This window comes from Ensifer adhaerens, from assembly GCF_020035535.1.
Classification (GTDB): domain Bacteria; phylum Pseudomonadota; class Alphaproteobacteria; order Rhizobiales; family Rhizobiaceae; genus Ensifer.
This window is the reverse complement of record NZ_CP083351.1, coordinates 359,844-372,316: the sequence shown is the minus strand read 5'-3', so window position 1 is coordinate 372,316 and position 12,473 is coordinate 359,844. Positions and strand designations below refer to the sequence as shown.

Here is a 12,473-nt window from a genome sequence, read left to right as displayed (position 1 = left end):
CGAGGATCGTCGCGATGCGGCGCCATTCGATCGCGATTTGGTCTGTTGTCGGCAAAAAGCGGTCGCCGTGATCGTGGGCAGCTTGGCACCATTCGGTGAGGTGCACGGCGGTCTTCGGTTCCGACCTCTCTTTTTTGGGTGATGCCGTGCATGATATCGCCGATGATGAAGGCACTCAGTGGATGCTGAGCGGATCAACGGAGCGTAGCCAGGACACCGTCTGCAGCGCGCCGGGCCACGCTTTACAGACGATGTTGATGTCAACTAGATACATCAAAACCCAGATCGCGGCTTGGCGATCTTGACCCGTACGCCCGCCGCATCAGCGGCCTGATCGTCCCAAGCGGGACCGCCAAGAAGATCATCGACCAATGTCGGCCGGCCAGCGCGCAGAGCGTCGGGGCAACGTCGCGGGCGACGGCACGACGACGGGCGCTTCCTTCCGCTGAACCGCTTTAACCACGAACCGACTTGGCGCTTAAGCTTGATGACGCGCAGCTGCACGTTTCTCGATTGCGCTGATTGTGCCCGTTCCCACGCGCGGCCGTCAGCGCGCGGCCGCATACATCTGCTCGACTATTTCGACCGGGTCGACAATGTTCCCGGCGGGTCTGCCGGCGTGTCCGGCCGGTCGATCGTCGCGCTCGCACCGCTTCGAAGGCTCGGCTTCTGCCGGTCATGCAGCCTCGTTGGCTGTCCGGCCCAAGGACGTCAACCGGCCAGGTATTTCCACGGCGACTACATCGTGCGCCTCATCTCACGCGGTGGCGCCGGCACCCATTGCGCTGAGCTCTAAGCCACCCGAATCCTGCACGCTCCGATCGGCGGGCAATCACCGAACCCATTAGGAAAGACCAAGCCGCTTGCTAAGCTCGGCGTTCTCCGCCCGCATCTCTTGGCATGCCCCTCGCACACCCAGCTCTAGGCCGCTCGAGTAGCCGAAAGCGCCCGCTCCAGGTCCGCCTTGAGGTCGTCAACATCCTCCAACCCGATTTGCAGGCGCAGGACCGGCCCGCCGGTCGGCACGGGCGTCACCTTGCGCTCGTCAAGATTGACATGAAGCGCGAGCGTAGCAAATCCGCCCCAGGAATATCCCAAGCCGAATATCGACAAGGCCTCCAAAAAGCCTTGTGCTTTCATTTTGAACCGATCCTCATGCTCGGCGCGAAGTACAAAGGAAAAGACGCCGCTGGCGCCCTTGAAATCACGTTTCCACAGGGCATGGCCGGGAAAACTCGGAAGGGCGGGATGAAGTACGCGTGCAACGTCGTCGCGACCTTCGAGCCAATTGGCAATCTCAAGGGCGCTCGCCTGATGTCGCTCAAGCCGAATTCCGAGCGTCCGCAGCCCGCGCAAAACCTGATAGGCATCGTCGGGCGCAGCACAAAGACCAAGCAACCCGTTTACCTCCTTCAAGCGCGGCCAGTGTTCGACATTCGCCGACACCGTTCCGAACAGGATGTCGGCATGGCCGGCCGGATATTTGGTGGATGCCTGGATGGAAACATCGACCCCGAAGTCGAGCGGCCTGAAATAGATGGGCGTCGCCCAGGTGTTGTCCATCGTGACGATCGCCCCACGACGGTGAGCCACAGCAACGATAGCGGGAATATCCTGGATCTCGAAGGTGTTGGAGCCTGGCGCTTCCGTGTGAACAAGGCGGGTATTGGACTTGAAAAGCAGCTCGATGTCTGCACCCAGCGAAGGGTCATAATAGTCCACTTCGATGTTGAGGCGCGCCAGCATGTGGTCGCAGAACTGGCGGACATTGCCATAGACGGAATCGACGATCAGCGCATGATCTCCTGGAGAGAGATAGGCGAGCAGCGGCACGGTGACCGCGGCAAGTCCGGAAGGAACAAGGATCGTGCCGGCCGCCCCCTCCAGTTCGTTGACCGCGTCGCACAGTGCGTCGGTCGTAGGCGTGCCGCGCGTGCCGTAGGTGTACTTCTGCCCGTGCGTTTCCATCGTATGCGCATCGGGAAAAAGCACCGTCGACCCGTGGACGACCGGTGGATTTATAAAGCCGCGCTGACTGGCCGGGTCATATCCCGCCTTGATCAACTGTGTCTGCGGACCTGGCTTGGCGCTGGCATTTGTTTTGTCATTCATGTCGCATGCTCTTTGGAAGACTGAGAACGATCGAGAAGCTATGGCCGGTCACCACCCAGATGGCGCTCCAGGAAGAACAGGTTGTCCTGTCCCCAATAGAGCTCCCCATCATAGCGGTAGGTCGGAAAGCCGAACACGCCGCTCGCGACGGCGTGATTGCGATCGTCTGCCCATTTTGCCTTGACGTCCTCATCCGCTTCGCGCCGGACGAGGGCCGCGCCGTCAAGACCCGCGGTCCGCGCGATCGCTTCACGCACATCCGGACTGCCAATGTCCCTGGCCTCGGCCCAGAAAGCATGTTGCAGCGCACTTGTGAGACCGATCCAGTCCTCCCCGTCGAGAAAGGCGGCAATCACAATCAGCGACGCAGACGTCGGGTCGCCGAGCGCCGGCCGGTTTTCCAAAAGCAGTGATTTACCGCGTACATTGGCCCATCGCTTGAGGTCACGTGCCCCATAGGCACGGCGTGCATCCGGCCGCTTTCGCGAGAAGATGCCCCCGTTTTCTTCGACAATGGTGGTCAAATAGGGCCTGATCTTAGCCCCATGACGTGTCGCAAGGTCGACGAGGCTGCCAAAACCGATATGGGACCAGGGCGAGCCGATGGAGAAGAAGTAGTCGATCGTCGTTGTCATTGCTGCGTTCCTGTCTGCCATTCCATCCGCATCGGCTGCATCTCCCGCCTTGCTAGGCTGCCCTTTGATCGGCCGGGGACCACCCGAGTTCCGGAGCGATGCGGGTAACGAAGTCATGGACGATCTGGCGGTAGTCGTCGTCTTCGAATTCGTAGGGAAGCTCGAGCCTCAGTTCGTGCACATGCGGCAGGATCGGGTCCGTGAATAACCGTTCGAGAATCTCCTCCGAGGTGCCGACGAGGTCGCGGGCATAAAGCGTTCGTCGTTCACCCTGGGGCGTCAGCGTTCGTTGCGTGCGCCCTGCAGCATAATCCAGATAGCGCCTGCGCGTGTTCGCGTCAGCACCATCGAGCGGGACGATCACCCGGCCCAACGCCACTCTTTTGTCCTCGCCGCCCGCCGCGCGATAGGTCTCGAGCTGGCGCCGCTGCGCTACGAAGAAATCGTCGGTCCCCTCCCCGGTCGTCACGTTGCCGATCAGGAGATTGAGGCCGCTGCGACCGGCCCAGCCCGCGGATTTCAGAGAGCCGCCGCCGTACCAGATACGTTCGGTCAAACCCTTCGCATGTGGTTGAAGCCGGGGGCGCTGCGGGCCGAAGGGAGTCTTGATGAAGGTGTCGTCATCGCCGATCGGCTGGCCGCGCAGATTCTCGACAAAGCGCAGCACACGCGCGTGGGTAAAGTCGAAGCTCTCCCAGCCATCGTCGAAGACGAGGCGCCCGATCAGGTCGGCATGCAGAGGACGTCCGGCGCTGAGGCCGATGTTCAGACGGCCCCGCGAAAGCACATCGACCGTGGAGAGATCCTCGGCAAGCCGGTAGGGGCTTTCGTAGCCGATCGGAATAACCGCGGTGCCGAGCTCGATGCGGCTGGTTCTCTGGGTTGCAGCTGCAAGAAAGGCCGCGGCCGAGGATATGCCGGGCTCCAAGTGTCTCTGGCGCACCCAGGCGCTGGCAAAGCCCAATGCCTCGCCATATTGCAGGAGCGCCAGCGTCTTTTCTAGTCCGTCGAGCGGATCGTCGGCGGGGTAGTTGCCGGGGCTCAGGAAGCCGATACGGCCGATCGATATCTTTTTTTGCGTCACGCGAGCGTTCCCTAGAATTTCGGCAGACCGGGCGGGTTGGTTTCGGATTTCGGCAAGGCTTCTTCCTGGAGGTGCCAACGTTCCAGAACCTTGCCGTAGGTGCCATCCTCGATCAGGCCATTGGTGGCGATCGTCAGAGCGTTGGCGAGCCCGCTGCCCTTGCGTGTGGTGATCGCCACGTCCGAACGCTCCGGCCAGCCAGCGCTCAAGGTGCCGACACGTTTGATGTTGTTGTCGCGGGCGGCGATGAACACGAGTTGCGCATGCGGCTGGACGATGACGTCGGCCCGCCCGGAGGCGAGTGCCACGAGGCTCGTGGCCTCGTCGTCGTAATATTGCAGCTCCAGCGGCTTGCGGCCCGCAGCGACATTCTCGTCGCTCCATTTCAGGAGAATGCGTTCCTGGTTGGTGCCGGCGCCGACAATGATCCTGAGACCCGCCGCATCCTTCGGCTCCTTGATCAACGTGATGCCGCTATCGGATTTTACGAAGAAGCCATGCAGGCCCTGTCGATAAGTGGAAAAATCGAACTTTTCCTTGCGCTGTTCGGTGACGCCGACATTCGAGATCACCGCATCGTATTTGCCGGAAGTCAGCCCCAGCGGCCAATCGATCCAGGCGACGGGGACGAGCTCGAGCTCGAGGCCAAGGCTGTTGGCGACGGCACCGGCATATTCCGGATCCGCGCCAATGACCGTCCGTGCGTCGGTCGCGTAGGTGGCAAGCGGCGGCCCGCCGGGACTGACGGCAACCGTGAACTTGCCCGGCGTCACGAACTTGAAGTCCGCGGGAATGGCCGCGATCGCCCCCTCGTTGCGAACGGCATGGACACGGCCGGGTTGCTCGGGGCTGAGATCGAAGCCTGCATCAGCGCGTACCGGGCCGAGATGCAGAAGCGTTGCCGCTGCGGCGGCCAGAAGAGTTCGGAGGGCCGGTGAGGCGATCATGCTGGTTGTCTCCATGTGACATGCGAAAGAGAGGCACGCAGAAGACGGACCGGCAGCAAGCGCGCCGGTCCGTTGAGGTTGGATCAGGAACCGCTCTTCGGCAGGCCGGGCGGATTGGTCTGCGCGGCGTCGACGGCCTCAGCGCCGAGGCTCCAGCGCTTCAGCACCTCGCCATACTTGCCGTTCTTGATCAGGTCGTTGAGCGCGATGGTCACGGCATCGGCAAGCCCCGCCCCTTTTCGCGTCGTGACCGCGATTTCCGCCGTCAGCGGCCAGCCGCCGCTGACGATGCCGACGACCTTGGTGTTGTTCTTGATCGAAGCGGCATAGGCCCGCGTCGCGTTCGGGTTGAACTCGACATCAGCGCGGCCCGACTGCAAGGCGAGGTCGCCGGCCGCGCGATCGTCGTAGTACTGCACCTCGATGGGCTTCAGGCCGGCCGCGACGTTCTGCCGGTCCCACTCCAGGATGATTTTCTCCTGGTTGGTGCCGGCTCCGGTGATGACCTTCAGCCCGGCGACGTCCTTCGGCTCCTTGATCTCGGTGATCTTGCTGTCCGATTTGACGAAGAAGCCAAGCACGTCCTTGCGATAGGTGGAGAAATCGAACTTCTCCTTGCGCTCCTCGGTCACCGTGACGTTGCTGATGACAGCGTCGTACTTTCCGGAGCTGACACCAAGCGGCCAGTCCGCCCAGGCGACGGCAACAAGTTCCAGCTCGAGCCCCAAGGAGTCCGCGAGCAGCGAAGCCACATCCGGGTCGGCACCAACCACAGTCTGGGAGTCGGAGGCATAGGTCGCGATCGGCGGATCCCAAGGATTGATAGCGACTGTGAACTTGCCCGGGTTCACGAACTTGAAATCGGGTGCAATCGCCTTGATCGCCGCCTCGTTCTTCTCTGCGCGAACGCGGTTGGAAGTATCGGGGCTAAGGTCGAACTTCTCTTCAGCATTGGCCGTGGCGATACCGAGCGTGGCTGCGGCGACAACGCCGGCGAGCAACAACTTTGCAGTGTCAAGCATTCTCATATTTCGCTCCTTTTCTATTAGTGGTTGTTGTCGTAGACAGACTTCGCCTTTCTCGGGAAAATCGGTCGGTTTCTTTCACAGAACGCGCGCTAGAAATTCGCGGGTGCGCGGGTGCTTTGCTTGGGTGAAGATCTCGGACGGCGGACCTGCTTCCAGGACCCGGCCCGCCTCCATGAAGACCACGGTGTCGGCAACCTCGCGGGCAAAGCCAACTTCATGGGTCACGATTACCAGCGTCGTGCCGGTTCGCGCCAGTTCCTTGATCACCTCCAGCACTTCACCGACGAGCTCGGGATCGAGCGCAGAGGTCGGCTCGTCGAACAGCAGCACTTTCGGCCGCAGCGCCAAGGCACGGGCGATCGCCACTCGCTGCTGTTGGCCGCCCGAAAGCTGGCGTGGATAGGCATTGATCTTGTCGCTGAGGCCGATGCGGGCGAGCAGTTCCTGGGCGATGCGGACCGCTTCGTCCTGCCCGAGACCGCGCACGTGCAGCGGCGCCTCGACCAGGTTTTCAAGCACGGTCAAGTGCGGGAAAAGATTGAAGTTCTGGAACACCATGCCGATATCGGCGCGGCGCTTCAAGATGTCCTTTTCCTTGAGCTCGTAGAGTGTGTCGCCCTTCTGGCTGTAGCCGACGAGTTCGTCGTCGATCGAGATGAAGCCGTCGTCGACGCGCTCGAGATGATTGATCGTTCGAAGCAGGGTCGACTTGCCCGAACCGGAAGGACCGAGGATAGCGGTGACGCTGCCTGCCTCAAGGTTCAGCTCGACGCCATCCAGAACCTTGAGAGATCCGAAGCTCTTGGAGATTCCGTGCACATGCACGGCGCCGCCCGAACGGAAGCCCTGCGCGTCGCGAAACCCGGTCTCGACCACGGCAGCGGTCTGGGGAGCGACATCCGGCAACGGGCGACGGACCCGTGCGATCAACGACTGGAACGGCAGGGGCACCGGATTGCGGACAGCCCCTTTGGAAAAATGGCGTTCGATGTAGTGCTGGGCGATCGAGAGCCCGGTCATGATCACCAGATACCAGACGGTCGCGACCATCAACAGCGGGATGACTTCGAGGTTGCGGCGGTAGATGACCTGGACCGTATAGAAGAGCTCAGGCAATGCCAGCACGTAGACCATCGACGTGCTCTTCGCGAGACCAATGATTTCGTTAAAACCCGTGGGCAAAATGGAGCGCATGGCCTGCGGAAGCACGATGCGAAAGGCCTGGCGGTGGCGGGGGAGTCCGAGCGCTGCGGCCGCCTCATGCTGTCCCTGGTCGACGGCCAGTATGCCGCCGCGTACGATCTCGGCGAAGAAGGCAGCCTGGTTGAAGGTCAACCCCAGGAAGGCGGCGGCGAAGGGCGTGAGAAGCTGCGTCGTCGGGTAGTTGAACCACACGGTCTCGGTGAAAGGCACGCCGATCGAGATCGTCTCGTAGAGATAGCCGAGATTGTTGAGCACCAGCAGAAGCACGATCAGCGGGATGGAACGAAGAAGCCAGATGTAGCCGAAGGAAAGTCCCGACAGCAGCGGCGACCTAGATACCCGAGCGAGCGCCAGCGCGGTCCCCAGAAGCGAGCCGGAAACGGTTGCCAGCGCCGTCAAAAGCAGGGTCCGGCCGAGGCCCGCCAGGACCGGTTCGGCGAAAAACCATTCCGCAAAGACCGGCCAACCCCAGCGCGGATTGCTCAACACCGAGTAGAGCACGCCGGCAATAACGAGAGCCGCAAACAGCGTCCCGAGCGCACGCCCCGGATGACGCGCCGGCACGATGCGGAAATGGGCGTAGCCGGGGTTCGGCTCGCTGGTTTGCCTGGTGGCGGGCACGCCGGCAAGATCGGTCAGAACTGCCATGATGGATTCCTCTCCTGAAATCTGTTGAGGCGGCCGCTGCTGCTAGATGTGGTTCACGGCTTGAGGCTTTGACGCAGGCATATCGCCGATGAGGGTGAGCGACACCACGAGATGCGTGATGTCCTTCTCGAACGGCAGCGTCTTGTAGGTTTCTGGATCGGCCTCGACGTCGAAAAGCGCGGTGTAGCCGTTCGCAAGGTAGAGGCCGACGGCTTCGGGCTGGCGAAACCCGGTCGTCAGATAGATGCGCGAATAGCCTTGCCGCGCCGCCTGCGCTTCGAGCTCGAGCAGCACCTTTCGCGCCAGGCCCTGGCGGCGCAGATCCGATCGCGTCCAGATACGCTTGAACTCGGCGGTGCGGTCGTCATAGTGCTTGAAGGCGCCGCCACCGATCGCTTGTCCGTCGCGCATCAACAGCACGAAGTTGCCATGCGGCGCCGCAAAGGCCTCCGGTGGGTAACGGTTCATCTCCGCTGCCGCTCCTTCTTCGCTGAAGTAGGTCCCATAGCGATTGTCATATTCGAAGATGAGTTCGTCGATCAGCGGCTTGGCGCGCGGGTCTAGGGGCGTGGTGTAGAGAAACGTATCGCTCATGTCTTTCGCCATCCCATGGTCGTCATGCGAGGAAGGTTTCCACCAGGCGCACCCAGTAGCGGGCGGCTGGTGCGATGATCGCGTCGTTGAAGTCGTACTCGGCGCTGTGCAGGGGAGCGGTGTCGCCATTGCCGACGAAGGCGTAGTTGCCGACCTTCTCGTCCAGGAAGAACGCGAAGTCTTCGCTGGCCGTGCGCGGCTTGAAGTCGGCGATGATCGCGTCCTGGCCAAGCGCCTGAAGCGCGACCTTGCGGGCAAATTCGGTTTCGCTCCGATGGTTGACGAGCGCCGGGAAACCGAGCCGGTAGTCAACCTCCGCCTTTGCACCGAAGCTCTCGGCCTGCGCACGTGCCAGTGCCTGGACGCGTTCGCCGAGCAGGTGTCGAACCGCGCCATTGAAGGCGCGTAGAGTGAGCTTCAGCGATACGCTCTCGGGGATGACGTTCGATGCCTGGCCACCGTGAATGGAGCCGATCGTGACGACGGCCATATGCTGCGGATCGACATTGCGCGAGACAAGGCTCTGAAGCGCCGTGATCAGCGATGCCGCCACCAGCACCGGATCGACCGTCAGATGGGGCTCGGCGCCATGCCCACCCTTGCCGACGACCTTGATGTTTGCCTGGTCGACCGAGGCCATGGCCGGTCCTTCGACGAAGCCGAAACGGCCGGCCGGCACGCCCGGCCAATTGTGCAGGCCAAAGACAGCATCGACCGGGAACCGCTCGAAAAGGCCCTCCGACAGCATATTTCGCGCGCCGGCGCCGATTTCCTCGGCAGGCTGAAAGATCAGCCGCAGCGTACCGTCAAAACGCCCCTCACTTGCCAGAAATCGCGCGGCGGCAAGCAGGATGGCCGTGTGCCCGTCATGGCCGCAGGCATGCATCACACCCTTGTGGCGGCTGGCATAGGCGCGCCCCGTCGCCTCTTCGATCGGCAGGGCGTCCATGTCGGCACGAATGCCGATCGCCTTCTCGCCGCTTCCGCGCCGCAGTGTGGCGACGATACCGGTTCCGGCGATGCCGCGGCTCACCTCATAACCCCAGGAGGCGAGCCGATCGCCGACCAGACCGCTGGTGCGATTTTCTTGAAAGGCGAGTTCCGGATGCTGGTGCAGGTCGCGGCGAAGGGTGACGATCTCGTCAATGAAGGCTGCAAGGCCGCGTTCGACAACAGCAGATCTCTGAGTATTGGTGACAATCAGGTTCATGGTTTTTTTTCGTCGGCCCCTCAGGCGCCGACGGCCTTCCCTCGTCCAACGGCAGGCGCAGATCGTGCGTAGCGGCTTTCGCGGTAGGCGAGCCCGAGATGGTCGCGGAGCGTCGTGCCCTCGAGGCTTGGGTTGAAGTAGCCGCGGCGCTCGAGGATCGGCAGCACATGTGCAACGAAGTCGGCGAGACCTTCGGCGATCACCGGAAAGCCGAGGATGAAGCCGTCCGCAGCATCCTCGTCGATCCACCGGATGATCTCGGCGGCGATATGCTCTGCCGTGCCGATGAAGGCGGTCCGCGGCGTCGCAACATCGAGCGCGATTTCGCGCAGGGTCGCCCCGGTTTCACGCGCTGTCTTCTTGATGCGGTCCGTGGTTGCCCGGAAACTGTTCTTGCCGATATCGCCGATGTCAGGAAAAGGCTCGTCCAGCGGATAGGCGCTGAAGTCGTGATGATCGAAGAAGCGACCTAGATAGAGCAACGCCTCCTCGATGGTTACGAGATCGCGGATTGCGCGGTATTTCGCCTCGGCCTCCTCGGCCGTTGCCCCGACGATCGGGCCGATGCCCGGAAAGATGCCAATTTCGCTGGCGCTGCGCCCCTGAGCCACTGCACTTTGCTTGACCTGCTTGTAGAAGACCTTCGCGTCTTCGATCGGGCCACCATTGGTGAACACGGCATCCGCATGTTTTCCGGCAAGCCGAATGCCCGAATCGGAAGCTCCTGCTTGGAACACCACCGGCTGCCCCTGCCCGGACCGTTCGATGTTGAGCGGCCCCTCGATCCGGAAGAAACGTCCCTTGTGGTTCAGCCGCCGCAGCTTCGACTTGTCGGCATAGACGCCGGTTGCCCGGTCACGCACGAAGGCGTCGTCGTCCCAACTGTCCCAGAGCCCCTTGATCACATCGAGATATTCGTCGGCAATCTCATAGCGCAGCTCATGTTCCGGATGCTCGCGGCCATAATTGCGGCCGGAGCCTTCGAGCGGCGAGGTCACCGCATTCCAGCCGGCGCGACCGCCACTGATGAGGTCAAGCGAGGCGAATTGCCGGGCGATCGTGAACGGGTCGCTATAGGACGTCGAAACCGTGCCGACCAGGCCGATCTTCGAGGTGGAAGCGGCGAGCGCCGAAAGGATCGTCAGTGGCTCGAAGCGATTGAGAAAATGCGGGATCGACTGCTCGTTGATGTAGAGGCCGTCGGCGACGAAGGCGAAGGCGATGCCGGCATTTTCCGCCTTTCGCGCCGTTTCGACGAAGAAATGGAGGTTGACGCTGGCGTCCGCCGGGCCGCTTGGATGTTTCCAAGCGTTCATATGCCCGCCCGGCCCTTGCAGCATGATGCCGAAAGTCACGTTCTTCTTGGTCATGACAGATCCTTCCCGGAAAATTAGGCGGCGAGAGAAAGCCGGTCCCGCGCGATGAGTTCGATCGAGGCAAAACGCTCGCTGGTGCTGACGGCGGGGGTGTCGATGACGAATTCCTTGACGCCGTAGCGTCGGTGCAGTTCGTCCAGTTCCTGGCGGACCTGCCGCGCCGTACCGGTGAGCACGCTCGGCGTCTTTTCCTCGACGCGGTAGTCGGCAATCCCTGCCTGACGGGCGAATTCGGCGGCCTGTTCTTCGCTGCCGACGTTGACGCTCTGGCCGTTTGCAAGCAGCACCTTGAAGATCTTCAGACCGGCGATGCGTTCGCGCGCCTGCTGTTCGCTTTCGGCCGCGAAGGCCGCGAGAGCAAGAAGTGGCTGCTCGCCCTTGGTGGCGCGGTCATAGGCGTCGAAGGTTCTTTGCAGATTGTCCGGATCGCCGTTGAGATGGCCGGCAAAGACAAGCTTCCAGCCCTTTTCGGCAGCTAGCAACGCGCTGTCGACGCTCGCACCCAACAGAAAGCGTTCCGGCGCGACGGGCGGCAGCGGCGTCGCCAACAGGTCCGAAGCTTCCCCGCCTTCTGCCAGCAAATAGCGGTTGAGATCGGCCAGTTGCTCCGGGAAGTTCGGTCGCAAGGCCGGGTCAATTCCGGCCTGCAACGCTTTGGTGGAGAACGGAAAACCACCGGGCGCCTTGCCAACGCCGAGATCGACCCGGGACGGTGCGAGACTTGCAAGCAGGTTGAAGGTCTCGGCGACCTTGTAGGCGCTGTAATGCTGCAGCATGACGCCGCCGGAACCGATGCGGATCTTCGACGTCTTGGCCAGGAGGTAGGCGATCAAGGTTTCCGGCGCCGAGCTCGCCAGGCCGGCAATGTTGTGGTGCTCCGCGACCCAGAAGCGATGGTAGCCCCACTCCTCCGCCTTCGCAGCCAGGCCGGCCGTCGCGTGAAGAGCCTCCGTCGGTGTCTTTCCGGGGTCAACAGGACACTTATCGAGAAGGCTAAGGAGATAGGACATGGTTAGGGCTTCCACCGCGGTTCGCAATGAAACCAATTAAATACATAATTTTTATAGATTATAGAAATACCGTTCTGTTTCTCTGCCCGAAACGAGAAAAGTTGCCGCTTACAGCCACGTCTGGAGGGCGGGTTCCCTGTTGGCGGATGCAGGTCGGCCCAGGCATAGGCGCCCGGCGCGAGCGCCCTTGCAGGCAAGCGCCTCTCGCAGGCAAGCGCCGGCCGCATACCACAGGAAGCTTCACTCCCCCTTGCGCGACTTCCGGGCGCTAACAGGCGCCACGTTGACACAAAGCGTGGATCACCTTCCGTGCAGCAATCTGCTGGTTCGAGCTCAAGGGCGGTATCTTACAAGCGCGCATCACGAAGCCCAAGGACACTCCGTACACCGGTCGGCTGGAATAACCATCGGGCGGGAGATAGCAGGAAGGGCCTGCGCTCTTTTTCGTACTAAGCTTCGAGAAGGACCCGAATAGCGTCTCTCTTACTTCACTCCATTTCGCCCTGGTATCGGTTGAGCGAGATATTCGTCCCGGTCGCCATGCGACGGACTTGCGCCATGGCAGGTTCAAAGATCGCATTGCGGCGCTCAAGCTCGGCATGTTCGCCAAGATATGCCGGCACAAG

At 62.0% G+C, this 12,473-nt stretch carries 11 protein-coding genes and 1 pseudogene; 1 reads left to right on the top strand and 11 read right to left on the bottom strand.

Features of this window, described 5'->3' with window-relative positions; genetic code table 11:
* Positions 1-4: 4 nt before the first annotated feature.
* Positions 5-274 (bottom strand): annotated as a pseudogene (locus LAC81_RS38675) (type II toxin-antitoxin system VapC family toxin); the annotation flags it as partial.
* A 213-nt stretch (positions 275-487) separates the two neighbouring features.
* On the opposite strand from LAC81_RS38675, the gene LAC81_RS36425 reads away from it, so the two are divergent.
* Positions 488-796 (top strand): hypothetical protein, encoded by a 309-nt coding sequence (locus LAC81_RS36425; protein ID WP_223731080.1) that lies wholly within the window; start codon positions 488-490, stop codon positions 794-796.
* Positions 797-921: 125 nt separating this feature from the next.
* On the opposite strand, the gene LAC81_RS36420 is transcribed toward LAC81_RS36425, so the two are convergent.
* The 10 genes from LAC81_RS36420 to LAC81_RS36370 form a co-directional block, all read right to left on the bottom strand.
* Complete coding sequence (locus LAC81_RS36420; RefSeq protein WP_223730450.1) at positions 922-2,112, bottom strand: cystathionine beta-lyase; 1,191 nt, start codon at positions 2,110-2,112, stop codon at positions 922-924.
* Positions 2,113-2,150: 38 nt separating this feature from the next.
* Positions 2,151-2,747, bottom strand: coding sequence for a 2-hydroxychromene-2-carboxylate isomerase (locus LAC81_RS36415; RefSeq protein ID WP_223730449.1), 597 nt, complete (start codon positions 2,745-2,747; stop codon positions 2,151-2,153).
* A 52-nt stretch (positions 2,748-2,799) separates the two neighbouring features.
* A complete protein-coding gene (locus LAC81_RS36410) occupies positions 2,800-3,831 on the bottom strand; it encodes an LLM class flavin-dependent oxidoreductase (RefSeq protein WP_223730448.1) in 1,032 nt (343 codons plus the stop codon).
* Between the two features lie 11 nt (positions 3,832-3,842).
* Positions 3,843-4,778, bottom strand: a complete 936-nt coding sequence (locus LAC81_RS36405) for an ABC transporter substrate-binding protein (RefSeq protein WP_223731025.1) — start codon at positions 4,776-4,778, stop codon at positions 3,843-3,845.
* 83 nt (positions 4,779-4,861) lie between these two features.
* Positions 4,862-5,806: an ABC transporter substrate-binding protein gene (locus LAC81_RS36400; RefSeq protein ID WP_223731024.1), complete on the bottom strand. Its 945-nt coding sequence runs from the start codon at positions 5,804-5,806 to the stop codon at positions 4,862-4,864.
* Positions 5,807-5,881: 75 nt separating this feature from the next.
* Positions 5,882-7,657 carry an amino acid ABC transporter permease/ATP-binding protein gene (locus LAC81_RS38495; RefSeq protein ID WP_273700269.1) on the bottom strand — a complete coding sequence of 592 codons (1,776 nt, stop codon included), beginning with the start codon at positions 7,655-7,657 and terminating at the stop codon, positions 5,882-5,884.
* A 42-nt stretch (positions 7,658-7,699) separates the two neighbouring features.
* Positions 7,700-8,251 carry a GNAT family N-acetyltransferase gene (locus LAC81_RS36385; RefSeq protein WP_223731023.1) on the bottom strand — a complete coding sequence of 184 codons (552 nt, stop codon included), beginning with the start codon at positions 8,249-8,251 and terminating at the stop codon, positions 7,700-7,702.
* Between the two features lie 22 nt (positions 8,252-8,273).
* Complete coding sequence (locus LAC81_RS36380; RefSeq protein ID WP_223731022.1) at positions 8,274-9,461, bottom strand: M20 aminoacylase family protein; 1,188 nt, start codon at positions 9,459-9,461, stop codon at positions 8,274-8,276.
* Positions 9,462-9,481: 20 nt separating this feature from the next.
* Positions 9,482-10,831: an LLM class flavin-dependent oxidoreductase gene (locus LAC81_RS36375; protein ID WP_223731021.1), complete on the bottom strand. Its 1,350-nt coding sequence runs from the start codon at positions 10,829-10,831 to the stop codon at positions 9,482-9,484.
* A 20-nt stretch (positions 10,832-10,851) separates the two neighbouring features.
* The gene (locus tag LAC81_RS36370) at positions 10,852-11,847 is read right to left on the bottom strand and encodes an MsnO8 family LLM class oxidoreductase (protein ID WP_223731020.1); all 996 of its coding nucleotides are present in this window, start codon (positions 11,845-11,847) and stop codon (positions 10,852-10,854) included.
* Positions 11,848-12,473 lie beyond the last annotated feature (626 nt).